At 31.9% G+C, this 25,438-nt stretch carries 25 protein-coding genes and 2 tRNA genes; 4 read left to right on the forward strand and 23 right to left on the reverse strand.

All coding sequences use genetic code 11. The annotated features are described in order from the left end of the window. Window positions 1-62 precede the first annotated feature (62 nt). From yidC to rpmH, 4 genes are read right to left on the reverse strand one after another with little or no spacing between them, the layout of a single operon-like run. Entirely contained in the window at window positions 63-1,685 is a 1,623-nt protein-coding gene (gene yidC, locus CKBE_RS00870) for a membrane protein insertase YidC (protein WP_015237725.1), read from the reverse strand. Between the two features lie 51 nt (window positions 1,686-1,736). Continuing rightward, window positions 1,737-1,928, reverse strand: a complete 192-nt coding sequence (gene yidD, locus CKBE_RS00875; RefSeq protein ID WP_407712408.1) for a membrane protein insertion efficiency factor YidD — start codon at window positions 1,926-1,928, stop codon at window positions 1,737-1,739. A 2-nt stretch (window positions 1,929-1,930) separates the two neighbouring features. Further along, window positions 1,931-2,326, reverse strand: a complete 396-nt coding sequence (rnpA, locus tag CKBE_RS00880; RefSeq protein ID WP_015390126.1) for a ribonuclease P protein component — start codon at window positions 2,324-2,326, stop codon at window positions 1,931-1,933. Window positions 2,327-2,350: 24 nt separating this feature from the next. Next, window positions 2,351-2,485: a 50S ribosomal protein L34 gene (rpmH, locus tag CKBE_RS03910; protein WP_015390127.1), complete on the reverse strand. Its 135-nt coding sequence runs from the start codon at window positions 2,483-2,485 to the stop codon at window positions 2,351-2,353. Window positions 2,486-2,787: 302 nt separating this feature from the next. On the opposite strand from rpmH, the gene dnaA reads away from it, so the two are divergent. The 3 genes from dnaA to gyrB are packed head-to-tail and all read left to right on the forward strand — an operon-like array spanning window position 2,788 to window position 7,822. Further along, window positions 2,788-4,206, forward strand: a complete 1,419-nt coding sequence (gene dnaA / locus CKBE_RS00885; protein ID WP_015237726.1) for a chromosomal replication initiator protein DnaA — start codon at window positions 2,788-2,790, stop codon at window positions 4,204-4,206. Between the two features lie 2 nt (window positions 4,207-4,208). Beyond that, window positions 4,209-5,321, forward strand: coding sequence for a DNA polymerase III subunit beta (gene dnaN / locus CKBE_RS00890; protein ID WP_041571755.1), 1,113 nt, complete (start codon window positions 4,209-4,211; stop codon window positions 5,319-5,321). A gap of 53 nt (window positions 5,322-5,374) precedes the next feature. Then, entirely contained in the window at window positions 5,375-7,822 is a 2,448-nt protein-coding gene (gyrB, locus tag CKBE_RS00895; protein ID WP_015389937.1) for a DNA topoisomerase (ATP-hydrolyzing) subunit B, read from the forward strand. Between the two features lie 8 nt (window positions 7,823-7,830). Here gyrB and CKBE_RS00900 read toward each other — a convergent pair whose 3' ends face one another. Both CKBE_RS00900 and CKBE_RS00905 read right to left on the reverse strand, forming a co-directional pair. After that, window positions 7,831-8,655, reverse strand: a complete 825-nt coding sequence (locus CKBE_RS00900) for a cysteine hydrolase family protein (protein ID WP_015237729.1) — start codon at window positions 8,653-8,655, stop codon at window positions 7,831-7,833. A gap of 2 nt (window positions 8,656-8,657) precedes the next feature. After that, complete coding sequence (locus tag CKBE_RS00905; RefSeq protein WP_015237730.1) at window positions 8,658-11,120, reverse strand: DNA topoisomerase III; 2,463 nt, start codon at window positions 11,118-11,120, stop codon at window positions 8,658-8,660. 177 nt (window positions 11,121-11,297) lie between these two features. Between CKBE_RS00905 and CKBE_RS00910 the strand changes: the two genes are divergently transcribed. Next, a complete protein-coding gene (locus CKBE_RS00910) occupies window positions 11,298-12,491 on the forward strand; it encodes an acetylornithine transaminase (RefSeq protein WP_015237731.1) in 1,194 nt (397 codons plus the stop codon). Window positions 12,492-12,518: 27 nt separating this feature from the next. Here CKBE_RS00910 and CKBE_RS00915 read toward each other — a convergent pair whose 3' ends face one another. The 17 genes from CKBE_RS00915 to hisB all read right to left on the reverse strand — a co-directional run bounded on the left by CKBE_RS00915 (window position 12,519) and on the right by hisB (window position 25,436). Beyond that, window positions 12,519-13,118, reverse strand: a complete 600-nt coding sequence (locus CKBE_RS00915) for a thiol:disulfide interchange protein DsbA/DsbL (RefSeq protein WP_225968684.1) — start codon at window positions 13,116-13,118, stop codon at window positions 12,519-12,521. A 209-nt stretch (window positions 13,119-13,327) separates the two neighbouring features. Beyond that, a complete protein-coding gene (argS, locus tag CKBE_RS00920) occupies window positions 13,328-15,016 on the reverse strand; it encodes an arginine--tRNA ligase (RefSeq protein WP_015237733.1) in 1,689 nt (562 codons plus the stop codon). A gap of 92 nt (window positions 15,017-15,108) precedes the next feature. Then, complete coding sequence (gene leuA, locus CKBE_RS00925; RefSeq protein ID WP_015237734.1) at window positions 15,109-16,791, reverse strand: 2-isopropylmalate synthase; 1,683 nt, start codon at window positions 16,789-16,791, stop codon at window positions 15,109-15,111. 270 nt (window positions 16,792-17,061) lie between these two features. Further along, window positions 17,062-17,436 carry a hypothetical protein gene (locus tag CKBE_RS00930; RefSeq protein ID WP_015237735.1) on the reverse strand — a complete coding sequence of 125 codons (375 nt, stop codon included), beginning with the start codon at window positions 17,434-17,436 and terminating at the stop codon, window positions 17,062-17,064. An 8-nt stretch (window positions 17,437-17,444) separates the two neighbouring features. Then, a complete protein-coding gene (locus CKBE_RS00935; RefSeq protein WP_015237736.1) occupies window positions 17,445-19,040 on the reverse strand; it encodes a peptide chain release factor 3 in 1,596 nt (531 codons plus the stop codon). A 106-nt stretch (window positions 19,041-19,146) separates the two neighbouring features. Then, window positions 19,147-19,222, reverse strand: a tRNA-Asn gene (locus CKBE_RS00940). 105 nt (window positions 19,223-19,327) lie between these two features. Next, window positions 19,328-19,403 (reverse strand) — tRNA-Thr (locus CKBE_RS00945). Window positions 19,404-19,470: 67 nt separating this feature from the next. Next, entirely contained in the window at window positions 19,471-19,842 is a 372-nt protein-coding gene (locus tag CKBE_RS00950; protein WP_015237737.1) for a stringent starvation protein B, read from the reverse strand. A 16-nt stretch (window positions 19,843-19,858) separates the two neighbouring features. Further along, the gene (locus CKBE_RS00955) at window positions 19,859-20,470 is read right to left on the reverse strand and encodes a glutathione S-transferase N-terminal domain-containing protein (protein ID WP_015237738.1); all 612 of its coding nucleotides are present in this window, start codon (window positions 20,468-20,470) and stop codon (window positions 19,859-19,861) included. Window positions 20,471-20,592: 122 nt separating this feature from the next. After that, on the reverse strand, window positions 20,593-21,351 hold the full coding sequence (locus CKBE_RS00960; RefSeq protein ID WP_015389939.1) for a Nif3-like dinuclear metal center hexameric protein: 759 nt from the start codon (window positions 21,349-21,351) through the stop codon (window positions 20,593-20,595). 74 nt (window positions 21,352-21,425) lie between these two features. After that, complete coding sequence (locus CKBE_RS00965) at window positions 21,426-21,770, reverse strand: HIT domain-containing protein (protein WP_015237740.1); 345 nt, start codon at window positions 21,768-21,770, stop codon at window positions 21,426-21,428. After that, window positions 21,763-22,134 (reverse strand): phosphoribosyl-ATP diphosphatase, encoded by a 372-nt coding sequence (locus tag CKBE_RS00970; RefSeq protein WP_015237741.1) that lies wholly within the window; start codon window positions 22,132-22,134, stop codon window positions 21,763-21,765. The genes CKBE_RS00965 and CKBE_RS00970 overlap by 8 nt, the downstream gene beginning before the upstream one ends. Window positions 22,135-22,136: 2 nt before the next feature. Then, on the reverse strand, window positions 22,137-22,562 hold the full coding sequence (gene hisI / locus CKBE_RS00975) for a phosphoribosyl-AMP cyclohydrolase (RefSeq protein WP_015237742.1): 426 nt from the start codon (window positions 22,560-22,562) through the stop codon (window positions 22,137-22,139). A gap of 12 nt (window positions 22,563-22,574) precedes the next feature. Next, window positions 22,575-23,351 (reverse strand): imidazole glycerol phosphate synthase subunit HisF, encoded by a 777-nt coding sequence (gene hisF / locus CKBE_RS00980; RefSeq protein WP_015237743.1) that lies wholly within the window; start codon window positions 23,349-23,351, stop codon window positions 22,575-22,577. Between the two features lie 2 nt (window positions 23,352-23,353). Continuing rightward, window positions 23,354-24,106, reverse strand: a complete 753-nt coding sequence (hisA, locus tag CKBE_RS00985; protein ID WP_015237744.1) for a 1-(5-phosphoribosyl)-5-[(5-phosphoribosylamino)methylideneamino]imidazole-4-carboxamide isomerase — start codon at window positions 24,104-24,106, stop codon at window positions 23,354-23,356. 51 nt (window positions 24,107-24,157) lie between these two features. Next, window positions 24,158-24,820: an imidazole glycerol phosphate synthase subunit HisH gene (gene hisH, locus CKBE_RS00990; protein ID WP_015237745.1), complete on the reverse strand. Its 663-nt coding sequence runs from the start codon at window positions 24,818-24,820 to the stop codon at window positions 24,158-24,160. Window positions 24,821-24,848: 28 nt separating this feature from the next. Further along, on the reverse strand, window positions 24,849-25,436 hold the full coding sequence (gene hisB / locus CKBE_RS00995) for an imidazoleglycerol-phosphate dehydratase HisB (protein WP_015237746.1): 588 nt from the start codon (window positions 25,434-25,436) through the stop codon (window positions 24,849-24,851). Window positions 25,437-25,438 lie beyond the last annotated feature (2 nt).

Consider the following 25,438-nt stretch of genomic DNA (forward strand, 5'->3'; position numbering starts at 1 on the left):
ATTGTCATAAACCAAAGCTAGAACTTTTTTATTATGTTTAACTTTGGTTTATGAAGTTTACTTTATTGTCTGCTTGTTTCTCTTGTTATAAACCATTGTTGAGCTATTGATAGTATATTATTTATACACCAGTACAAAACTAAACCAGATGGAAAAAAGAACATCATGCCACCAAATACTAAAGGCATTATCATCATTACTTTTGCTTGCACCGGATCAGGTGGTGATGGATTTAGTTTTATTTGAACAACCATTGTAATCATCATTAATATTGGCAGAATCATGAATGGATCTGTTGCAGATAAATCTTTAATCCAAAATATCCAAGGAGCTCCTCTCATTTCAACACTGGATAAAAGAACCCAATATAAAGATATAAAAACAGGTATTTGTATAATCATTGGCAGACATCCTCCCAAAGGATTAATTTTTTCCTTGCGATATAATTCTATTATTGATGAATTAAATCTTTTTGTATCGTCCCCACACTGTTCTTTTATCGACTGTATGCGAGGAGATATTTTTTTTAATCTCGCCATTGATCTATAACTTTTTGATGCCAAAGGAAAGAAAATCATTTTTACGAATACTGTCAACAGTACTATTGTCCATCCCCAATTCTTTGTTAATGAGAAAATCCAATTCATTAAATTGAATAATGGTTTAGCTATTATTGTAAACACTCCGTAGTCTACAACCAAATCTAATCCTTTAGATATTTCTGACATTTGTTTTTGATCTTGCGGCCCAATCCATAAAAATGATAAATTTTCATGGTAGCTATCAGGTTCTATTTGTCCTAAGGATTCTATAGTTCTTGCAGCGAATATTTTATTTTCATTATCCACCTCAACAATCTCGTTATTTCTATTAGAATTACTAGATGGTATACAAGCGGTAGCAAAATAGTGCTGTATCATGGCGATCCATCCATTCTCAGATTTTTTTGCATATTTAGCTTTATTATTAGAAATATCCTTGAATGATACTTTTTGAAATTTTTCTTTTTCCGAGTATAAAGCTACTCCATTAAATGTTTTATAAAAACTTGAACTATCTGTCGGCTCGCTACTATCCCTTAGTATTTGTAAATACAGGTGAGGATTTATTGATTTGTCATTTTTGTTGATAACTTTATGATTTACTTTTATTGCATAGCTATTCATGCTCAAAATGAAAGTTTTTATGAGAATAACATCACCTGATTCACAAGAAAAACTTATTTCTATATTTTGATCTGATATTTTTTTATTTGATAATAGATTAAATTTATTATTGTGATTTGGTATATTTTCTTTTCCTAATAAACCTGATTGTATTGTATACAAGAAATTGTCATTTATATCTAATAATATAGTATGTTTATTATCATTTTGATTAGTGTACTTTAGCAATTCTGCTTTTACTATCTGAGCTCCTGTTTTACTAAAAGTTATTTTTAAAACATCATTCTCGACTGTAACAGTATCATCCATTAGTTTTTTTGCCAGATCAATATAAGATTTGACGGTTTCTTTTTTACTGTCTTTTAGTAAAGGAACATGTTTCTGTAAATTATTATTATTTGATTCAGGCAGTAAAATTTCTTGGTTTGTTTTGATTAAGTTTTCATTTTGCCAATTGTTCCAAAGAACTAAGATAGAGCAGGAAAAAATAATCCAAAGTAGAGTTCGTTTTATATCCATGTTTAGTGATATCTTTTAATAAAAGGAATTGTTATAACTAGTTAAATATTTTTAAGGTATTTTGTCATTACCACCTTTAAAGAAAGGATTGCATCTTAAGATGCGTAGAATAGTTAGATATACTCCTTTAATATTCCCATGTTTATTTATAGCGTCTATAGCATATGTAGAACAAGATGGATTAAATCTACATTGATTTCTAATTAATGGACTTATCGAATATTTATAAAGCTTGATAAGCATAATTAGTACATTTTGCATTTCGAGATTTTATAAAAATGATTATTGATTTCAATAGCTGCCATTTTTTTTATCTTTATTAATGATACTAACGTGACTTTTGAGTGTAGACGAACTACATAATCGTTGATAGGCATAAGACATCTGTTTTTTCGAAATGATTCGCGAATTATTCTTTTAATTAGATTTCTGACTATTGCTTTATGGGCAAATTTTTTTGAAAATATTAATCCTAATCTACTGTTAGATTGGTTTTTTTTTATGAAAGGATCAGCTGCCTTAACAGAGAAAAGAATACCTCGAGATAATATTTTCCCTTTAAGGACAGCTTGAAATTCACTAGGACTGTGTAAACGAGCTTCGGTTGGAAACCTAGCCCTTGTATTTGCAACTCTCAACAATTTTAGTAATTATGTTAAGTTTACTTATACAGCTAGTCGTTTTCTACCTTTAGCTCTACGAGCATTAAGAATAGCACGCCCAGAACGTGTTTTCATCCTTATGCGAAATCCATGTGTTCGCTTACGACGTGTTACAGAAGGTTGATAGGTTCGTTTCATTTGAAGTCTACTAAAAGAACAAAAATAGGAGTATAGTGTATCATATCAAAAATAATAACTGCTAATGTTATCCGTGTTTGTAATTTTGTCGTAAAAAATACATTTTGTTGATATATAATGTATCGCTTACAGGTACATCTCATAATTCATAGCAAACTTACATAACAGGAAGTGTATATGTTAGGCTAAGAAATTAATTTCATCAAGTCGTTTATATGATATGTATACATAACGTATAATCTGATTGCTTTGTTTTTTTATATTTTATAATACGAATTTATCTTGGCTTGCATAATAATATCATGGAAGATTTTTGGTTATCTTTTATCTCTAGTCTAGAAAAGGAACTTCCTCCTCAGCAAATTAGTGCCTGGATTAAGCCACTTATTCCTGTTGCTTTTGATGAATCTAAAAGCATTTTACGTATAATGGCTCCTAATAGATTTAAACTTGATCTAGTAAAAAAGAAATTCGCTAGTCAAATTGAAGTGCTAGCCTCAGATTGGTTTAAGAAATCAGTAAATGTTGTATTTGAGTTACCAGCTAATGGTGAAAGATCTATTCAAAGGAAAAATGATACGTCCTCTTCAGATGTTGATAATGATCCTTATGAAAAAAAGTCAGGCAGCAATAGTAGTACGATAGCCCCAAAGATTGAATTAGCAACCTCTCATGAGGTTGCTAATATAGCCTATGAGCGCTCTAGACTAAATACTGTTCTGACTTTTGATGGCTTTGTTACAGGCAAGGCAAATCAGCTAGCTAGGGCTGCTGCAGTTCAAGTTTCTGAGAATCCTGGGGTTTCATATAATCCTCTTTTCTTATATGGAGGAGTAGGATTAGGAAAAACACACTTGATACATGCTGTTGGTAACTCAATGTTGTTTGCCAGGAGTGATGTTAGGGTTAGGTACGTTCATGCAGATCAATATGTTTCAGACGTTGTTAAAGCCTATCAGAGAAAGGCTTTTGATGAGTTTAAAAAATATTATCATTCTTTAGATTTATTGCTTATAGATGATATACAGTTTTTTTCTGGTAAAAACAGAACACAGGAAGAATTTTTTTATGCTTTTGAAGCTATGGTTGCTCAACATAAGCAAATAATAATCACTAGTGATACATATCCTAAGGAATTATCTGGTATTGATAGTAGATTAATATCTAGATTTGACTCTGGTTTAACTGTGGCCATAGAGCCCCCTGAATTAGAAATGAGAGTAGCTATTTTATTAAGAAAAGCAGAGTCAGAAAATTTACCAATGCCAGAAGAGGTCGCTTTTTTTATAGCAAAACATTTAAGAAGCAATGTAAGAGAATTGGAAGGCGCATTACGTAAGGTTTTAGCCTACATCCGTTTTCATGGCAGGAATGTTTTGACTGTTGATGTTTGCAAAGAAGCATTAAAAGATTTGTTATCTGTTTCTAATGGACAAATTACTGTAGAGAATATACAAAAGACTGTTGCCGATTACTATAAGATTAAAGTAGCCGACATGTACTCTAAAAGAAGACCTGCTAATATAGCTCTACCACGCCAAATTGCTATGTATCTATCTAAAGAACTTACTCAGAAGAGTTTGCCAGAGATAGGTGATTTATTTGGTGGTCGTGATCACACTACTGTATTGCATGCTGTTAGAAAAATCTCTGATGCACGCATAAAACAGTCTGAGTTAAATCATAATCTTCATGTGCTTGAACAAACTTTAAAGGGATAATGATGAGATTTTTACATGTTGTTCGTGAATCATTATTAAAAACACTTTCCAATATAGTAGGAATAGTGGAAAGACGTAATACTATGCCAATATTGTCGAATATAATGATTTGTAAAGATAAAGGTAATAAGGTTGCATTTATTACAACAGATATTGAAGTTCAAATGACTACCTATGCAAATTGTGGTTTTGGTGAAAGCGAGGCTTCTACAACTGTTTCTGCCCGTAAGTTTCTTGATATATTAAAAGCCCTACCTGATATGAGTAGTGTTAATGTTGATTTACATGATAATAAGCTTTATATTGAATCATCAAAAAGCAGGTTTAATTTGCAGACTATTAATTCTGATGAATTTCCTGTTATGTCATGTCCTAATACTTGGGAGATATCTATAAGTTTATCTCAAAGAGATCTTAAGAACTTGTTTAACATGGTTTATTTTTCTATGGCGCAGCAAGATATCCGTTATTATCTAAATGGTATGCTTCTGGTTTTTAAGGATAATTGTATAGTTGCAGTATCTACAGATGGTCATAGGCTAGCCTATAATTCTACTATTGCAAATGAATTTAGAGTTTGTAAGGAAGTTATTGTTCCAAGAAAAACCATACTTGAGATGCAACGTTTGTTGCAAGATTCTGATGATGTTATATGTATAGATGTTTCGGACACACAGATAAAGTTCTGTTTCCGTGATATCGAATTCATATCTAAATTAGTTGAAGGCAAGTTTCCGGACTTTAGGAAAGTTATACCTATCAATTATCCTATAAGTTTTTCTATTAGCAGAGAGATTTTTCAAGGAAGTCTACAAAGGGTGGCTATTCTAACTAATGATAAGTTTAAAGGTGTTAGATTTCACTTTGATGTTGATAACCTTAAGATTTCTTCATCAAATACAGATCATGAGGAAGCTCAGGAAGAGTTAGAGATAGAGTATAAAGGAAATGTTTTTGATGTTGGTTTTAATGTAAACTATCTATTGGATGTTATATCTAACTTGAAAAGTGATAATTTAATTTGGTCTATCACTCCCGATAGTAATGCTTCTGTTTTGATTACAGTACCAGATAATCCTAATTTTAAATATGTTGTAATGCCAATGCGCATATAGAAGCATGCTATATAGTTTTTATTCAACTTATTAATAAAAAAGTTATTTTTAAAATGTCAGATAAGAAAAATACTAAATTAATGAAAGAGAGCAGCGAGTACAGTGCTGGTTCAATAAAGATGCTTAAAGGTCTAGAAGCTGTTAGAAAGAGACCTGGTATGTATATAGGTGATACATCTGATGGAACCGGTTTGCATCATATGGTTTTTGAGGTTGTTGATAATGCTATAGATGAAGCTCTTGCTGGTTTTTGTGATGATATAGTAGTCAGTATTAACGCGGATAAATCCATATCAGTAAAAGATAATGGCAGAGGCATTCCTGTTGATGCCCACCAGGATGATGAATTTAAGCGTAGTGCTGCTGAAATAGTCATGACAGAGTTACATGCTGGTGGAAAATTTGATCAAAATGCTTATAAAGTATCAGGTGGTTTACACGGTGTTGGTGTTTCTTGTGTTAATGCTTTATCAGAATGGTTACATTTGACTATTTGTCGTGATGGTCATATTTATAAACTAGGGTTTAAAAGAGGATCTTGTATTTCTCCATTATCTATTTACGGGGATACAAAAGATACTGGCACAGAAGTTTGTTTCTTGGCTGATTCAGAGATTTTTTCGAATATTGAATATAATTATGATGTTCTATCAAAGAGGTTAAGAGAGTTATCATTTCTTAATAATGGTATTAAGATTCGTCTTGTTGATTTGATAAAAAATAGGAGTGAGAATTTTTCTTTTTCTGGTGGGGCTAAGGGTTTTGTTGAGTATATTAATAGAAATAAAACAGTCTTACATAAGAATATATTTAATACGATAGCTGATTCGTCTGCTGGTGGTATTCCTGTAAACGTAGAAATTGCAATGCAATGGAATGATACATATTCGGAGAATGTTCTTTGTTTTACCAATAATATACCTCAGCGTGATGGTGGTTCTCATTTGACTGGATTGAAAGCTGCTATGACTCGTGTTCTAAATAAATATATGTCTGACAATGATCTTGCTAAAAAGGCTAAGGTTGATACTTCTGGTGATGATATGAGAGAGGGTCTTGTATGTGTTCTATCAGTTAAAGTACCAGAACCTAAATTTAGTAGTCAGACAAAAGATAAGCTAGTTTCAAGTGAAGTAAGACCAGCTGTTGAGGATGTTATATCTCATACCTTAGAATCATGGTTGTTAGAGAATCCAACTGATGCTAAGTCATTGTGCATTAAAATAATAGAATCAGCACGCGCTAGAGAGGCAGCGCGCAAGGCCCGCGAAGTGACTCGTAGAAAGAGTGTTCTAGAGGGTAGTGGTTTGCCAGGAAAGCTTGCTGACTGTCAAGAGAAGGATCCCGCTTTATGTGAATTATATATAGTGGAGGGTGATTCTGCAGGTGGTTCAGCTAAACAGGGAAGAGATAGAAAGTTTCAAGCTGTTTTACCACTACGTGGAAAAGTTTTAAATGTAGAAAAAGCTAGATTTGATAGGTTAATTGCTAGCGAGCAAATTACTACATTGATAACTGCTCTTGGTACTAGCATAGGTACAGATTTTAATATTGAAAAATTGCGTTATCATCGTTTAATAATTATGACTGATGCTGATGTGGATGGCGCTCATATAAGAACTTTATTATTAACATTTTTATATAGACAGATGCCAGAATTAATTGAGAGAGGGTACATATATATAGCCCAACCACCACTTTATAAGGTAAAAGTTGGTCGCGAAGAATTTTATTTAAAAGACAACGATGATGAATCAGAATTTATTCTTAAACTTGCTTTAAAAAGTGCAGGATTAATAACTGATAAAGGCAAGGATCATATCAGTGGTGAGGTTTTTTTAAATCTTGCTCGTAAATATGTTGAGGCAGAAAATATTATTAGAAGACTATCACGTAATTTTGATATAAATGTTTTATATGCTATTGTAAACGGAGTGGATATAGATATAGATACAGAAGATAAAGCTAAAGAATCTGCTGATTTTTTATTCAAAACATTAGTAAAGTCATCAATTCCTAATGATTTTCTAGATGTTTCTGTTATTGATGATTTTGCAATTAGGGTTAGTCGCAAGACTCATGGCAATGAGAAAGTTTGTGTAATAGATAGAGATTTTTTAAGAACATCTGATTATATATTTTTACGCGATTTAAGCTGCGATTTCTCTGGCTTGATTGGAGAGAATTATATTGTTTATCGGGGTGAGGCTGATAAACGTAAGGAAAAGAAAATTTCTAATTTTAAGGAAGCAATGACATGGTTATTTAATGAGGCTGAAAGCTCTATTTCAAAACAACGCTATAAGGGTTTAGGAGAGATGAATCCTGATCAGTTATGGGAAACAACAATGAATCCGAAAGCTCGTAGACTATTAAAGATACGCATAGATGACGCTATAACTGCAGATCAATTATTTACTACACTAATGGGCGATGATGTTTCCCCTAGGAGAGAGTTTATTGAAAATAATGCATTATATGCAACAAACATAGATATATAATAGATTGGTCATTTCAAGATTTTCATTATATCGATACTGTTCGTTATTGTTACTCCAATGCCCTCCATATCTGATAGGAACTTTCTTGTATCTTCTTCATATCCATTAACAGGACTCATGCAGTCAGTTAAGATCATTATGTTTTCAAGGTTTTTTCTTTTGCTATTATATATAAGATCTTCAATAGTCTCTTTTACACAGTGACTGCTAGATTCTCCTGCTATTAATAAAATATCACATTTATCTAAGTGTTTTATTAATTTTTCATTTATACATTTTATATTTTTTCTGTTATCTCTGGAGAGCACGCTAAACTGTTCTCTTAGTGGATCTAATCCTTTTAAGATTATATTAGTTCTTTTTGAATTCGTATCTTCCCATGTTCTCTGTGATATTTGTATATGATTATTAATATTATTTCCCCAAGTGCCAATTTCACAATGTACCGGCCATATTGTTAGTCCTTTTTTTTCAGATTTTTCTATATACTCTAAGTATTTTATTATTTGTTTTTTGTTGTCTTTTGTCCTTGGAATAATAGTTTTCTTTACAATGTCATCTGATGTAACTATGGTAAAAGGGTCTACATCGTTATCTCCTGTTTTCCAGAAACATGTGTGAGCTATATCCATTCTATAGTGACTGTCTAGTGTAATTATTATATTAGATATGGTTTTTATGTTTTTTTTTATAAAGCTTCCAAGTCTTTTCATATCATTATTAGAGCCCACTATTGGTAAAGCTGGTGATGTCTTATTAAACAGATACTCATTTTTAGGTGTCTCACAAAAATCATTTTGAGGATCTATAATCATTAAATTTAGTTTTGTCATATTTAGTTATCTTTAGTTTTTTTATTTTTTTCAAATTTGAATTCTATTTTTCCATGATTTAATGTTAGATATGCTTTAAATTTCCTCTTGGTTCTCGCCGAAATAAAACCATCAAGTAGGCTTGTAGATCCTATAGTTAATAGTTTAATAATTTGATCATTAGATATTTCCTGATGTAATATATTCTTATTTATGCGAAAATCACATTTTTTTTGTTCATTAATATTATTTGAGCAGATGTAACTGTTGTTATTTTCAAATACACTCCCAGAACATTTTGGACAATTTCCTAATGTTTCCTGTTCTGATATATTAGCGATATCATTATCATTATTCTGCCCAAAATCAAACTCTAATTTCCAGTCATTATTTATATATAAAGTTGCAGAGAAAGATCTAAATGATTTGCTAACAAAGTTATCCAAGGGGCCTATTTTTTTGTTTTTTAATAAATACTCAACCTCTTGTAATTCAAAAGTTCTACTACCGGGATGTTTACTTATTGAAAAATCACATTGTAGGCAACAATATCTACGGTAATTTTCAGCAAATTTGCCTCCGCATTTTGGACAAGGATTCTCAAAAGTAACGTAATCTCCTGGAACATTATTATTTTCATATTCTTTTGTTTTTTTTACTATATTTTTTGTCATGTCAACTATTTCATTCATAAAAATAGAACTCTCCAGCTTATTTTGTTCTATTTTTTTTAGTTTTTGTTCCCATTCTCCTGTTAATTCTGGGGATGTTAGTTCTTTTATATTTAGCCCCGATAGTAATGTCATTAATTGATTTGCCTTTGCTGTCGGTATTAATTCTTTTCCAAAACGACGTAAATATTGCTCACTTATAAGACCTTCAATTATAGATGCTCTTGTTGCTGGAGTACCTAATCCTCTTTCAGATATTGCTTCTCTTAATTCCTCGTCTTCTATTAGTTTTCCAGCTCCTTCCATTGCTGATAGTATGGAGGCTTCATTGTAACGTGCTGGTGGTTTTGTGGTTAGATCTTTTATGATAACTGATTTATTGGTAACTATTTCGTTGTCAATTATTCTAACTAGGTCAATATCTGTATTTTGGTTATCTTTATTGTAGACTGACAACCACCCAGGATTAGTTAGTATTTTTCCTTCTGTTTTAAATTTATGTTCATTAACTTCAGTAGTCCTTATAGTATTTAAATATTCAGCTGCTGGAAAAAAAACAGCAAGGAATCTTTTTAGTACCATAACGTATATTTTTACTTCTAATTCACTTAATTTATTTGGGATTTGTAGAGTGGGTACTATTGCAAAGTGGTCAGAAATTTTTTTATTGTTAAAAACTCTTTGATTTAATTTTACCCATTGATTTTGAGTAATTTGTCCTGCGCAGTTTGATATAATATTATCTACTATTTCAGTATTGGTGCTATATATCAACTTAATAGTATCTTTAACTGTTGTTATATAATCTTCTGGCAAATGGCGTGAATCTGTCCTTGGATATGTTAGTGCTTTGTGTTTTTCATATAAAGATTGAGCGAGATTAAGAGTTGTTTTAGCAGAAAGACCAAACCTGATATTAGCCTCCCTTTGTAGTGAAGTAAGATCGTATAGACTTGGAGATAATTGGGTAGATTTTTTAGACTTATCGTAAACAAACCCAGTAGTATTTTCACATTCTCTCTTTATTCTAGAAGCTTCTTCATAAGACCATATCCTTGATTCTCTTTTTTCTGGATCATTATCATTCTTTTTAAAAGAACTATTAACCCACTTAGCATCATAGGACCCGTTTTTTGATTCAAAAGTAGCTACTAGTTCCCAATAATCTTGAGATATGAAATTTTTTATTTGTTTCTCACGTTTGCTAACTATAGTAAGAGTAGGAGTTTGAACTCTACCAACAGTAGTTTTAAAAAAACCTCCATCTTTACTATTAAATGCTGTCATTGCTCTGGTACCGTTAATCCCAATTAACCAGTCAGCTTCAGCCCTGGAACGAGCAGCATGCTCAAGAGATTTTAGTTGCTCATCAGTTCTTAGATTTTTAAATGCATCTTGTATTGCATCTTTAGTCATAGACTGTAACCATAAGCGATAGACTTGTTTTTTTGTTTTAGAAAACTCTATAATGTACCTGAATATTAGTTCTCCTTCTCTTCCTGCATCACAGGCATTAATTATTGATTTGATATCTTTTCGTTTGATGCTTCTGTTCAGTAGTTTTAAACGTTCAGAAGCTCTTTTATCAATAGGAATTAGTTCGAATTTATTAGGTATTATAGGTAAGCTAGAGAGGTTCCACTTACCTTTAGATGGCTCATTTGATGCTGATAGAGTTAGTAGGTGCCCTATGCTTGATGTAATCACATAGTCTTCATTTTCATAAAACTCATTATTCTTCTTAAAGCCCCCCAAGGCTTTTGATATATCATTTGCAACAGATGGTTTTTCTGCAATTATCAGCTGTTTATCCATATTTTTTAAGATGTTTTCGTAAGTAATTAGGCGTATATTGTATACTTTATTATTTGATTTATTATATTAAGGATGTTTTTAAATAAATTGTCAATTGTCTAGTGGTTTATATAGTAGTACCACATTGATCTTATATATGATCTTTTATCAACAGTTTTAATTTTGGTGGTTATTTATATGGAATTAAATAAACTTAAAGTTTCCTCATTAATGGATATAACGGCACGCCCAGATTTGGTATTCTTGCGTGGACATGGTTCTTGGTTAGAAGATAGCACTGGGAAAAAATACTTGGATTTTATACAAGGTTGGGCAGTTAATTCCTTAGGACATAGTCCTAAGGAAGTTATTAATGCTTTGTTAGAACAGTCTAGATTACTTATAAATCCTTCTCCTGCTTTCTATAATAAACCATCAGTAGAGTTAGCAACTAGTTTGGTAGAGGCATCTTGTTTTGATCATGTTTTCTTTGCTAATAGTGGGGCAGAGGCAAATGAAGGAGCAATAAAATTAGCTCGCAAATGGGGTAAAATTCATAAAAAAGGAGCATATAAAATAATTACTATGAAAGATAGTTTTCATGGTCGTACTTTAGCTACTATGTCAGCTTCTGGGAAAGATGGGTGGGATAATATTTTCCCGCCAAGAATGGAAGGTTTCATAAAGGCAGATTTAAATAATATTGAGTCGGTAAAAGAACTAATTGATGATGATGTAGTAGCTATTATGCTTGAGCCAATTCAAGGAGAAGCTGGTGTAATACCAGCAGATAAGAAATTTATGCAGGATTTACGTAATCTAGCTGATTACAATAATTTGCTCCTTATTGTTGATGAGGTTCAAACAGGAATGGGCAGGACTGGGACATTATTTGCGTACCAACAATATGATTTGGTGCCAGATATTATGACTCTGGGTAAGGGTATAGGTGGTGGTGTTCCTCTATCAGCTCTTCTTGCTAGAAATAGTGTTTGTGTCTTCTCACATGGGGATCAAGGAGGCACATATAATGGTAATCCTTTATGTACTGCTGTTGGTTTGTCTGTATTGAATGCAATAAACAATACTAATTTTATGGAATCAGTTGTGATAAATTCTGGTTTTTTATCTAAAGGATTATCCGATTTGTCAGATAAGTATGGTATGAATGGAGAGAGAGGGATGGGGTTCTTGCGTGCTTTAATACTAAATAGTAATGATGCGCCAGCTATTGTAGAGCTTGCAAGAAATTCTGGACCTGTAGGTTTAATTTTAAATGCACCTAGAAGCAATCTTCTGAGATTTATGCCTGCATTAAATATTTCAAGAGATGAGATTTCATTAATGCTAGAAATGTTAGATAGTTTTATTTCAAAAATATTAAAAAGATAATTTAGAGCGTTAAGCTTTATTTTAGAATCATTCTTTACGAAGTTTTTCTATAAGATGATCTATAGTTTTTATTGTGCATTCATAATCATCTCCTGCCATAGCAGGTGATGTTATGTATTTTCCACCAATAATAAAAGTAGGTACCCCTTTTATTTCATATAATCTAGCTAATTGATTAGCTCTATTTGATTTTGAATATATATGGAATGAGTTATATAATTCTAAGAATTCATTTGTGTTTATGTTTTTACTGTTTAACCACCATGTCAGGTCTTTTACCTGTTTTATTGATTTTTTTTTATTGCCAAACATATAGAATAATTCACTATGCAGGTGTGGTTTATTGAGTTCATTTATTGTTAGATATAATTTTTGCAATTCCTCAGATTTTTTATTGCAAGATACAGGAATTTTTATTAGAGTTACATCGGATGTTAGGGATGATTGCCATTGATTTAAGATATTTTCTATTGCTGTACAATGGTGACACATATAAGACAAGAATTCTATCACTTCTATTTTGTTTTTACCAAGAGACTCGATCTTATTAGTAATTACCTCATATCCATTTTCAGCATTACAATTATTTGATATAAGAAAAGTTATAACAATAATGATAATTCTCACTAATAATTGACATTTTTTGTAAATTTTTATCATCATCATATAAGAAATTTTAAAATGTAACTTCAGAATAGTAGAACTTTAATCCTCAGTTGCTATTCACAATAGTTTTTCATAGACATTTCAGTACTGAAATGTCTATGGTATTGAGATATCTAGTTTTATATCAATATAATAGATATCATTAGTTATTTGTTTTTTAAACACCTACATTACATTCTATCAGGGGCCGATATTCCAAGAATTTCCAGACCATCTTTAAGAATCTGCAAAGTGGCTTTTCCTAATCTAAGCCTAGATAACTTTATATCTAATTGTTCTGATATAATTTGATTCGAGTTATACCATGCATGACAATCGTATGCAAAGTCTCGCAACCAAAATGCTAAATTATGAGGTGAGAGTTCAGTAGCTGATTGATAAACAGTCTCTGGAAATTCTGATAATTTCTTTATTAAACTTAACTCTTCTGTGCTATTAAGTAATGATAGATCTGCTTTATATATTTCTTTATTATTTACATTAGCCTTATTAATAACAGAGTTTATACGAGCATATGCGTACTGTATATAAAATACTGGATTATCCTCTGATTTTGATATGGCTAGATCTATATCAAATATGAATTCAGTATCAGAACGTCGTTGTATTAAAAAATAACGAGCAGCATCACGTCCAACCCATTCTACAATATCATGCATAGTTACATAATTGCCAGCTCTTTTTGAGACCTTGACTTCTTCTCCATTACGAACTATTTTTACCATTTTATGTAAGACATAACTGGGGTATTCTTTAGGTATTCCTATATTTAATGCCTGTAAACCAGCTCTTACACGTGCTATTGTTCCATGATGATCACTACCTTGGATATTAATAGCATAGTGAAAACCTCTATCCCATTTAGTTTTGTGATATGCAACGTCAGGGAGAAAATATGTGTATTCACCAGTACTTTTACGCATTACTCTATCCTTATCATCACCTGTATTTAGATCAGTAGTGCGTAACCAAACAGCTCCATCTTTTTCGTATGAATAGCCATTATTATCAATTTCTTTTACTACTTCTGATACTTTGCCAGAAGTATAGAGTGAACTTTCCAGATAGTAGTTGTCAAATATTGTTCCAAATGATTTTAAATCTAGATCTTGTTCTCTCCTTAAATAAGCTACTGCAAAATTTTTTATATCAGACAAAGAGTCTATGTTGCCGCTTGCTATTACTTGATTTGATTCATTTATTTGAACAGATTTTCTATTAATAAAATCATTGGCTATGTCTGAAATATAGTCTCCTTTATATAGATCATTATCATCTACAGCATAGTTAACAATATTATTTCCTTTTGCAATTTTTTGTACACTGAGGGCTAGATTGTTAATTTGATTTCCTGCATCATTGTAATAAAATTCCTTAAACACCTTCCATCCTAATGCTTTGTATAGTTTACATATTGCATCTCCTATCGCTGCTTGTCTAGCATGGCCAACATGTAGGGGACCAGTAGGGTTGGCTGAAACATATTCTATTAGTATCTTTTTATTTGTGTTGTTGTTGTATCCATATAATATTTCTTTTTTTTCAATTGATGGAATGACTTCAAAAATAGCATTTTTAGACAAATAAAAATTTATAAATCCAGGTCCAGCTATTTCAATTTTATTAATTATTTTTGATAAATTATTATCAATAAGTAAATCTGATACCAATAGAGTGGCAACTTTTTGGGGGTTAGTTTTTGCCATCTTTGAAATGCGCATTGCAATATTAGTTGAAATATCACCATGTGCTTGTATTTTTGGTTTTTCTAGTAAAATTTCAATTTTAATTTCTGGGAAATTTTTAGTTATCAAACTTTGAATAGATGATATTATTTGTTTTTTGTGCCCTAAGAGCATGATGTATTTCTATAATGTAATGTAAGTTAATGTTTTATTTTACTACAAGAGACAATAATATAAATATTGTCTTTGTAGTAAATATTATCGTATTATGATTGTTGTTCTGATTCAAGATGTCTATTTATTGCACTGAGAACTGCCATAAAAGATGCAGTTACGATATCCCTATCTATACCTACTCCAAATATAGAACTATTATGTTCTATGCGTAACTCAACATAACATGCAGCACGTGTATTGGTATTTGATCCCAAAGAGTGTTCGTGATAGTCCATTATCCTTGCAGGCAATCCTAGTGCTGATATAAAAGCAGAAATTGCTCCATTTCCTTCGCCGTGTATAATTCGTTTTTGTCCATTGCATTCTATCTCTGCCTCAACAGAAAAATGCTTGGCTTCTGCTGCTTGTGGATCTCCATCTATACGATGACGAATTAATCTCCATGGCGATCTTTGATCTAGATATTCTGATTTGAATATATTATAAACTGCTTCAGCTGTAACTTCTCTTCCAGTTTTATCTGTAAATCTTTGAACAGCTCTACTGAATTCTATTTGTAGTTTCCTTGGTAGAACCAATCCATATTCTCTTTCAATAAGATATGCTACTCCACCTTTACCAGACTGACTGTTAACACGTATTACTGCATCATAGCTCCTTCCTAAATCAGCTGGATCTATTGGCAGATAAGGAACTTCCCATATGGTATCCATTTTCTGTAAGGCCATTCCTTTTTTTATGGCATCTTGATGTGATCCTGAGAATGCCGTAAACACAAGATCTCCAGCATATGGGTGCCTTGGCGGTGTAATCATTTGCGTGCAATGTTCAACACATCTTCTTATCTCATCAATATCAGAGAAATCTAACCCTGGATCAATTCCTTGTGTATACAGGTTTAATGCTAATGTTATTAGATCAACATTACCTGTTCTCTCTCCATGTCCAAATAAACAACCTTCGACTCGATCAGCACCAGCCATAATAGCTAATTCAGCTGATGCAACTGCGGTACCACGATCATTGTGAGGATGTACACTTAGTATTACATTATCCCTGTTGTTTATATTTCTATTCATCCATTCTATTTGGTCAGCATATATATTAGGTGTAGATGTTTCTATTGTTGCGGGTAGATTTAATATTAGTTTATTATTAACGGTAGGTTGAAAAATGTCTATCACTGTGTTGGCAACATCTAGTGCAAATTCTAATTCTGTTGAACTAAAAACTTCTATAGAATATTCATATTGCCAAATAGTTTTATCTGAATACTGGCTAAATAAATCCTTAACGAGATTAGCTCCATTCATAGCAATTTTTTTAATCTCATCACGATTCATATTAAATACTATTTTTCTAAAAGAAGGAGCACATGCATTGTATAAATGAACTATAGCTTTTTTTGCCCCATAAACAGCTTCTACTGTCTTCCTTATTAAGTCTTCCCTCGATTGAGTAAGAACTGAGATTGTCACGTCGTTTGGTATGTATTCATCTTCTATTAGCTTACGAGTAAAGTCGAACTCAGTCTTTGAGGCAGAAGGAAACCCAATTTCTATTTCTTTAAATCCAATTTTTAGTAATTGCTCAAAAAAACTTATTTTGCGTTCAATATTCATTGGTTCAATGAGTGACTGATTACCGTCTCTTAAATCAGTGCTAAGCCATATAGGGGCTTTTGTTATAAATTTACTTGGCCAAGTTCTATTACAGTAATCTTTTTTAAAAGGACGAAACGGCATATATTTAGTAGCTGGTTTAGTAATCATATTTTATATCCATATTTATTATAAATAAAAATCATTTTGACAATAGTATCTACTATTTTTAACGCTACAAACCAAGTATTTACAGAGAAGAACTTGATACTTAGTTTATATAAGATCCATGGACATAACCTATAATTAATTATCATGGAGTCACATTCAGAATCTTTATAATACCTTATATTTTTAATATATTATCATGTAAATATATAAGATTGTTGTCATGCGGCATCTATTATTTTGGTATTTTTACTAATTTAGTAATCAGTCTAATTATTTTGTTAGGTCTATGGTTTTTATATTTTTTGACATTTCATCTAATAAAATCATTTTATCTTTTTCTATTTTTTTTTGATCTTCTGGTGAAATTTTTTTACGATATTGATTTGTTATAGAAATATCTTTTGTCTCCTCTATAGCATCTTTTCTTAACATATATTTTTCTAGCAATTTATCAGAACTAGGTTGTGGAGGTTGTGCTATATGTTGTTTTCCATCAGCATTCAAACGCATAATGCCACTTCCTCTATTATTAATATCCATAGATAGTGGATTATTATTTGTAAGCCATTTATCTATAAAAACGATACATATAACTAACAAAAGTATTAATGTAAATACTAGTGCTGTTCTGTTTATTCTTAACATCTTTGCTTTTATTGCTTTACAAATGTTTTATTATGTTCTCTAGTTCTATGGAATTTTATATTAGGATATAGCTCCGATAGTGATCTGAGTTGAGCGCCAGAACTGATTAGAAGCGCAGGTGAATTTGTAATATCAAATGCCATATTTGTAATGTTTGAGTTTATGAATCTATCAAGTATTTGTTTATTGTCTGATGTTATCCATCTTGCCATATTATATCGAGTAGCATTCATCATAACATCAGCACTATATTCGTTCTTTAGTCTATGTGCTACGACTTCAAATTGTAATTTGCCGATAGCTCCTAGGAGTAATGGTCCTCCAGAATAATATTGGAATACTTGTATAGCTCCTTCTTCTCCAAGTTGTCGTAATCCGTTATATAGTTGTTTTGTTTTTAATGGATCTTTAGGTTCTACAGAATAGAACATTTCGGGAGCAAAAAATGGTAATCCAGTAAATTCTAGATATTCTCCTTCAGTTATAACATCTCCTAGATGGATAGTCCCATGATTAGGAATTCCTATAATATCACCTGCAAAAGCCTCTTCTACTATTTCTCGGCGTTGTGATAAAAAAGATACAACACTGTTAGTTTTTATTTCCTTTTTTGTTCTTATGTTTTTTAGACTCATGCCTCTAGTAAACTTACCGGAATTTATTTTTATAAAGGCCACCCTATCTCTATGAGATGGATCCATATTTGCCTGTATCTTAAATACTAAGCCAGAGAACTTTTTTTCTTCAGGGTATACTGTTCTGCTTATAGTAATAATAGGGGAAGGAGCAGGTAAATAATCTACTATAGAGTCTAATATTTCTTGAACTCCAAAATTATTTATAGCAGAACCAAAGAATATGGGAGTTTGATCGCCATTAATAAATTTTTCTTGTTCAAATTTTGGGGTTGCGTTACGAATTAAATCTATTTCCTGAGCTATTGGCGCAAAGAAATTATTAAATCTTTCTTTGTTGTCATATGAGTTATCCAGGATGTTTTCAGGTTTAGTGTATGTTTCTTGTCCTGGTTTGAATACAAGTATTCTATCATCCTTAAGATTAAATACTCCTTTAAATGACTTTCCCATTCCAATAGGCCATGAAAATGGTACAGATTCAATTTTTAAACTATTCTCTACCTCTGACAATAATTCTAATGGCTCTCTAACTTCTCTATCAAATTTATTTATGAATGTAATAATAGGAGTTTTTCTAGATCTACATATATCTAAGAGTCGTATTGTTTGTGATTCAATTCCATTAGCAGCATCTATTACCATTAATGCGCCGTCAACAGCCGTCAAAACTCTATAGGTATCCTCGGAAAAATCTTGATGACCAGGAGTATCCAGAAGGTTTATTATACAATCACGGTATTCTATTTGCATTACTGAAGACGCTACTGAAATGCCCCTTTGTCTTTCTATTTCCATCCAATCAGAAGCTGCATAACGAGAAGACTTTCTAGCCTTAACACTGCCTGCTATTTGTATAGCTCCAGCAAACAATAGTATTTTCTCTGTAAGTGTAGTTTTTCCAGCATCAGGGTGTGAAATTATAGCAAAAGTTCTTCTTCTTTTAACTTCTCTAGCAATATCCTTCATTGCATATTCTTATAAGTGATTTTAAATAGTGTAATTTTGTTTATTTGGCTATCGAATACCTAGTAAATTAGGAAAGAGGCCGACTAAAAGGATTTAATAAAAAATATGGCTCCCCGAGCTGGACTCGAACCAGCGACCTGCGGATTAACAGTCCGTCGCTCTACCAACTGAGCTATCAGGGAAAAATAATATTGACTCAAAATACCATTATTAAAGATGATATTTTTAAATTAAGAACATGTCAATAGCTAAATTAAAACTACTTAAAATATGATGATCTTATACTATGGTGCCGACTAGAGGAGTTGAACCCCCGACCTTCGCATTACAAGTGCGCTGCTCTACCAACTGAGCTAAGCCGGCTCTATAAAAACAAACATCCTTTATTGTAATAAATTTTTACAAAAAAGCCAATGATAACATATTTTAATTATTTGACTATAGAAAACTGTTTACTCTTAATGTTTTCTAAATTGCTATCATTATTAGCTTTTGAAAAAGTAAATTCCATACCAATTCCTGTTACAGGGGAGTATATAGCTATAATATTAGCCATTGGTATAAAAATATTTTCTATTGTATTATTAAAATTAGCTTGAAACGTTATAGCATCGTTCTTTATTTGCAATTTGGCAGTTGCGTCTATACTTATATTTAGCGTAATTTCTCCGTTTTTAATATATAAACGAGGAACTATAGTAGTATCATCAGTTTTAACTAAAATGTAAGGTTCATAGTTATTATCTGTACACCACTCATGCAAAGCTCTTATTAAATAAGGCTTAGTTGAATTTGATTGCATATATTTTATCCTAATTCTATCTACGCATAATTTTCTCTGAAGGTGTTAATGATTCTATGTATGCTGGTCTAGAAAAAATTCTTTCTGCATATTTTTGTAATGGCGCTGCATTTTTCGACAAGGATATCTCGTAATGTTCTAATCTCCATAATAGTGGAGCTATTGATATATCAAGCATAGAAAAATCATCTCCTAATAGAAATTTGTTTCTTGATAGAATAGGAGAAAGTTGTGTTAGTCTATCTTTAATCTTTATACGGGCTTCGGCAATTGCGTTACTATCATGTTTAGCATTTTTATTTTCTAGTATTTTAACTTGAGAGAACAACTCTTTTTCAAAATTATATAAAAATAACCTAATTCTTGCTCTTGTTATTGGGTCTGCTGGCATTAATTGTGGGTGTGGAAATCTTTCGTCTATATATTCGTTTATTATGTTAGATTCATACAAAACTAGATCTCTTTCTACTAGGATCGGTACATTACCATATGGATTCATCGTAAGAATATTTTCAGGTTTATTATTTATATCGATATCACGGATTTCAAAATCCATCCATTTTTCAAATAAAACAAAACGACATCTATGAGAGAACGGACACGTTATTCCTGAGTAAAGCACCATCATTTTTAAGAAATACCTTCAAGTTAGTCTTTGTTATTCATTTACAAAAATAACATGCAAATTAAATTCATGTAGTATATCGAACATTATAATTGATATATTTGTATATCAATAGTAATTTGTTACTAAATAGGATTATCTACTTCTATGTATTCTACCTTAATATCAAATGTTTTTCTTAAGAGATCTCCTAAGGCTTGTATTCCATATCTTTCAGTAGCATGATGTCCAGCACATATGAATCCAATATCCGTTTCTCTAGCTATATGAACTACTGGCTCGGATATTTCTCCAGTCACATAAACATCTGCACCTACATCAATTGCTTCTGAAAACATTTTTTGTCCGCCTCCGGAACACCATGCAATGTTTTCTATATTTTTTTTTGGATTGCCTATGAGTAATGAAGCTCGATTTATTTTAGTGCTTATAATAGTATTTAAATGATCCATGTCGCGTAAATTCTTAGATTTGCCTAGCCATAACATAGACCCGTTACTACTGTTTTTTCTTATATCATAGAACCCTAATAGAGTGCCAAGAGTTATGTTATTACCTATCTCTGGATGATCATCTAGTGGCAGGTGATATGCAAAAACATTCAGTTTATTTTCTAGGCATAATGCTATGCGTTTGCGTTTTATTCCAGATATAGCTAAATTATCATTTTTCCATAGCAATCCATGATGGACTATAACGGCATCTGCTTTAGCTTTAATAGCCTTTTGTAAAAATAATTCACACGCTGTTACCCCTAAGGCAATACTGTATATTCTTTCTTTTCCTTCTACTTGTAATCCATTAGGACAAAAGTCATCATACTTTTCTGGATTAAACACACAGTTTAACCATTCTAGTAGAATCTTCGAGGTTATGTACTTCATTTAATGTTTTTTTAAATCCATATAAATATTTTGAGGAATATGCATATCATCATATAACTATTTACTCATAAGAATCATAGAATTTTCTTATGTAAACTATTGCCTCCAATTATATGGAAATGTAAGTGTGGTATTTCTTGTCCAGAATTAGTTCCAGCATTACTAATTACCCTAAAACCATTCTTGCATCCGTTTTGTATAATTATCTCAGGTATTAACGCTATCATTCTTCCTAACCATTCAGAGTCATTAATAGATATACTTTGCAATGATTCTATATGTTTTTTTGTTACTAATAACAAGTGTAGTTCAGAAATAGGATTTTTATCATGAAAAACTATAAACTCTTCATTCTCAAAAACTATTATCGCTGGTAAATCTTTTTTTATGATTTTACAAAAAATACAAGTCTCAGTCATCATAATCCTTACCTTTTTCACGTCTAGATTTTTCTTCTATTCCAGATAACCCTTCTCTTCTTTCCAGTTCTGATAGAACATCTTCTGGCCTAAGATTATAATATGTTAGCAATACAATACAATGAAACCAGAGATCTGCTGTTTCATTAATAATAAATTTAGACTGCCCGTCTTTAGCTGCCATAACTAGCTCTGTAGCTTCTTCACCTATTTTTTTTAGAAAGGAATCTGGTCCAGTTGTAAACAATTTTGCTACGTAAGAATTGTTATTATTAAGACTATTGTTTTCATTCGGTTTTCTGTCTTTTAATGTATCTGCTAGTCTGGATAGCACTTCTTGTCCTGTATTTCTTAAGATTTTCATACTTATTTATATATATGCTCAGGGTTTTTTAATATTGGATCTATTTCTTTCCATTCTAATCTGTTTATATCTCCATTTGTAGTTATCTCAGGATTTTCTAATTTAAGAAAGAAACAGCTATTCCGTCCTGTATGACAAGATATTCCTCCAATTTGTTCTACCTTGAGTAATAACACATCGTTGTCACAATCTGTTCTTATCTCATGAACAATTTGTATATGTCCCGATTCTTCACCTTTGCGCCATATACGATTACGAGATCTAGACCAGTAGACTACCTTTTTTGTTCTTACCGTTTCATATAAAGCCTCATCATTCATCCAAGCTAACATAAGAATAGAGTTTGTTTTATATTCCTGTGTAATTGCTGGCAATAGGCCATATTTGTCAAATTTAAGATTGTTTATCCAAGATATTAAGTTATTCATCATAAGATGTTTCTACCTAATAGGTATACCAAGATTTGTCATGAATTTTTTACATTCACTTATAGTATGAATTCCAAAATGGAAAATGCTTGCTGCTAATACAGCACTAGCATGGCCTTCTGTTATACCATCAGCTAAATGTTGTAAGCTTCCAACACCGCCAGAAGCTATGACTGGAATTGGTAAATTATCAGATATTGTTTTTGTAAGCTCTAAATCAAATCCAGTTTTTGTTCCATCTTTATCCATGCTTGTTAATAATATCTCACCAGCGCCATACGATGACATCATTTTTGCCCATTTTATAGCATTTATACCGGTTGATTCCCTTCCTCCTTTTATTAGAACTTCCCATTTAGGATATTCACCTGTTTTAGAAACACGACGAGCATCTATAGCAACAACTATACATTGCGAACCATAGTAATCAGATGCTTCTTTAACAATATCTGGATTTTCAACAGCAGAGCTATTTATACTGACTTTGTCCGCGCCAGCATTCAGTAATTTTTTTATATCAGATATTTTCCTAACCCCACCTCCTACTGTTAAAGGAATGAATACTTTGGAGGCAACTTTCTCTATTACGGGTAGAATTAGTTCACGATTCTCATTAGTTGCTGTAATATCAAGGAAGGTTATCTCATCAGCACCTTGTTCGTCATAACGTTTTGCTATTTCTACTGGATCTCCAGCATCCGTTAAGTTAACAAAATTGACTCCTTTTACTACACGTCCACCAGCAACATCAAGGCATGGTATAATTCTTTTTGTTAGAAAGTTTGTCATTTTTACTTCGACTTTGGTTTTGTTAGTTCATCGGCTAGTTTTTGAGCTGATCTAAAATCTAAAGATCCTTCATATATGCTTCTTCCTAAAATAGCGCCTTCTATCCCTTCTTCAGAAACTTCACATAATTTTTCGATATCTTTAATCGTTGCTACACCTCCTGATGCGTATACAGGAATTTTTATGTTTCTTGCAAGCTCAACAGTAGATTCTATATTTAATCCAGACAACATTCCATCCCTGTTTATGTCAGTGTAAATGATAGAGTCACATCCATAATTTTCAAATTTTTTTGCAATATCTATTAAATTGTGTTTAGTTATCTTACTCCATCCATCAGTAGCAAGCTTACCATCTTTGGCGTCTAGTCCAGCTATTATGTGTCCAGGGAAAGCCACACAAGCCTCATTCAGGAAACCTGGATTCTTCACTGCCTCTGTTCCGATAATAACGTAAGATATTCCTATATCTAAATAGTATTCAATGGTGTTTAAATCACGGATACCACCTCCTATTTGTACAGGAATCTCATTATCAATAGTATCTAGTATTGACTTTATTTGTAGATCATTTTTAGGTTTTCCTATGAATGCTCCATTAAGGTCTACTAAATGTATACGACGAGCTCCACTCTCCAACCATCTTTTAGCTACTATGGATGGTTCTTCTGAAAAAATTGTGGAATCACTCAAATTTCCTTGGCGTAATCTAACACATTGTCCGTTTTTAAGATCGATAGCTGGAATCAGTAACATATATATACTATAAATTAGGTTAATTAAAAGAATATTATTTTAAATTTAACATCAAACTTTCCAGTTTGCAAAGTTACGATATAGCATTAATCCATATTTCGAACTTTTCTCTGGATGAAACTGTACTGCAAATATATTATCAGAAGCTATAGCACAGGTGAAAGACAATCCATAATCAGTTTCTCCTGCTATAATAGTCTCATCTTCTGGACAGACATAGTAGCTATGAACAAAATAGAAATGGGTATTATTGGGAATGTCTTTCCATAGAAAATGATCTTGTTTTTGATGAACTCTATTCCATCCCATATGTGGGACTTTTAGAGAATTTGCGTTGATTTTTTCTTCTGAGTTCGAGGCATTAACAAAAGGATAGCCACTGAATTGTTTTACAGATCCTCTTAATAGCCCAAGGCATTTTACATGTCCATTTTCTAGGCTATAATCAAACAACATTTGTTCACCTACGCAGATACCAAGCATAGGTTTTTCTGAAATGGTGTTTTTAATCAATTCTATCAATCCTAATTTTTCAAGGTTTTTCATGGAGTCTAGCATTGCTCCTTGACCAGGAAGAACTAATTTATCTGCCCTTTTTATTTCTTCAGTGGAACTACAAATTTTAATGTTAGCTTCCGGGGCTGCGTATTGCATTGCCCTAGCTACTGAATGGAGATTTCCCATTCCAAAATCGATAATAGCAATATTAGACACTTTAAGTTTCTTATTAAGGTTATGTAATTTATAATACGCCTTTCGTAGAAGGCATAATTCCCGACATACGTGAATCCTTATTTATGGCTTTACGTAAGGCAATCCCAAATGCTTTAAATATAGATTCACATTGATGATGTGAGTTACCGCCACGTATATTATCAATATGTAATGTTATCAGTGCATGGTTAACTAAGCCCTGGAAAAATTCTCTTATTAGATCTATGTCAAATTTACCGACATATGGTCTAGTAAATGTAACGTTATATTCAAGATGAGGTCTGCCTGAGCAATCTATAACTACTCTAGATAGAGACTCATCAAGAGGCACATATGATTCGCCATATCGAGAAATACCAATTTTATCGCCTAATGCCTTTTTAATAGCCATTCCCAATGTTATTCCAATATCCTCGACAGAATGATGATCATCTATATGTAAATCCCCATTAGATTCTATTCTTATATCAATTAGTCCATGACGTGATACTTGATCTATCATGTGATCTAAGAATGGGATTCCAGTATCTATATGTTTTTCACCAGACCCGTCTATATTAATTGATAATTTAACATGTGTTTCATTTGTATTACGTGTTACTTGAGCTATACGCATAA

Origin of the sequence: Candidatus Kinetoplastibacterium blastocrithidii (ex Strigomonas culicis), from assembly GCF_000319245.1 — a bacterium.
Taxonomy (GTDB): domain Bacteria; phylum Pseudomonadota; class Gammaproteobacteria; order Burkholderiales; family Burkholderiaceae_B; genus Kinetoplastidibacterium; species Kinetoplastidibacterium blastocrithidiae.

Excerpts from the sequence above, each read along its gene's own strand:
- yidC (WP_015237725.1), bottom strand. The coding sequence starts at position 1,685 with ATGGATATAAAACGAACTCTACTTTGGATTATTTTTTCCTGCTCTATC.
- yidD (WP_407712408.1), bottom strand. The coding sequence starts at position 1,928 with ATGCTTATCAAGCTTTATAAATATTCGATAAGTCCATTAATTAGAAAT.
- rpmH (WP_015390127.1), bottom strand. The coding sequence starts at position 2,485 with ATGAAACGAACCTATCAACCTTCTGTAACACGTCGTAAGCGAACACAT.
- dnaA (WP_015237726.1), top strand. The coding sequence starts at position 2,788 with ATGGAAGATTTTTGGTTATCTTTTATCTCTAGTCTAGAAAAGGAACTT.
- dnaN (WP_041571755.1), top strand. The coding sequence starts at position 4,209 with ATGAGATTTTTACATGTTGTTCGTGAATCATTATTAAAAACACTTTCC.
- gyrB (WP_015389937.1), top strand. The coding sequence starts at position 5,375 with ATGTCAGATAAGAAAAATACTAAATTAATGAAAGAGAGCAGCGAGTAC.
- CKBE_RS00900 (WP_015237729.1), bottom strand. The coding sequence starts at position 8,655 with ATGACAAAACTAAATTTAATGATTATAGATCCTCAAAATGATTTTTGT.
- CKBE_RS00905 (WP_015237730.1), bottom strand. The coding sequence starts at position 11,120 with ATGGATAAACAGCTGATAATTGCAGAAAAACCATCTGTTGCAAATGAT.
- CKBE_RS00910 (WP_015237731.1), top strand. The coding sequence starts at position 11,298 with ATGGAATTAAATAAACTTAAAGTTTCCTCATTAATGGATATAACGGCA.
- argS (WP_015237733.1), bottom strand. The coding sequence starts at position 15,016 with ATGCTCTTAGGGCACAAAAAACAAATAATATCATCTATTCAAAGTTTG.
- leuA (WP_015237734.1), bottom strand. The coding sequence starts at position 16,791 with ATGATTACTAAACCAGCTACTAAATATATGCCGTTTCGTCCTTTTAAA.
- CKBE_RS00930 (WP_015237735.1), bottom strand. The coding sequence starts at position 17,436 with ATGTTAAGAATAAACAGAACAGCACTAGTATTTACATTAATACTTTTG.
- CKBE_RS00935 (WP_015237736.1), bottom strand. The coding sequence starts at position 19,040 with ATGAAGGATATTGCTAGAGAAGTTAAAAGAAGAAGAACTTTTGCTATA.
- CKBE_RS00950 (WP_015237737.1), bottom strand. The coding sequence starts at position 19,842 with ATGCAATCAAATTCAACTAAGCCTTATTTAATAAGAGCTTTGCATGAG.
- CKBE_RS00955 (WP_015237738.1), bottom strand. The coding sequence starts at position 20,470 with ATGATGGTGCTTTACTCAGGAATAACGTGTCCGTTCTCTCATAGATGT.
- CKBE_RS00960 (WP_015389939.1), bottom strand. The coding sequence starts at position 21,351 with ATGAAGTACATAACCTCGAAGATTCTACTAGAATGGTTAAACTGTGTG.
- CKBE_RS00965 (WP_015237740.1), bottom strand. The coding sequence starts at position 21,770 with ATGACTGAGACTTGTATTTTTTGTAAAATCATAAAAAAAGATTTACCA.
- CKBE_RS00970 (WP_015237741.1), bottom strand. The coding sequence starts at position 22,134 with ATGAAAATCTTAAGAAATACAGGACAAGAAGTGCTATCCAGACTAGCA.
- hisI (WP_015237742.1), bottom strand. The coding sequence starts at position 22,562 with ATGAATAACTTAATATCTTGGATAAACAATCTTAAATTTGACAAATAT.
- hisF (WP_015237743.1), bottom strand. The coding sequence starts at position 23,351 with ATGACAAACTTTCTAACAAAAAGAATTATACCATGCCTTGATGTTGCT.
- hisA (WP_015237744.1), bottom strand. The coding sequence starts at position 24,106 with ATGTTACTGATTCCAGCTATCGATCTTAAAAACGGACAATGTGTTAGA.
- hisB (WP_015237746.1), bottom strand. The coding sequence starts at position 25,436 with ATGCGTATAGCTCAAGTAACACGTAATACAAATGAAACACATGTTAAA.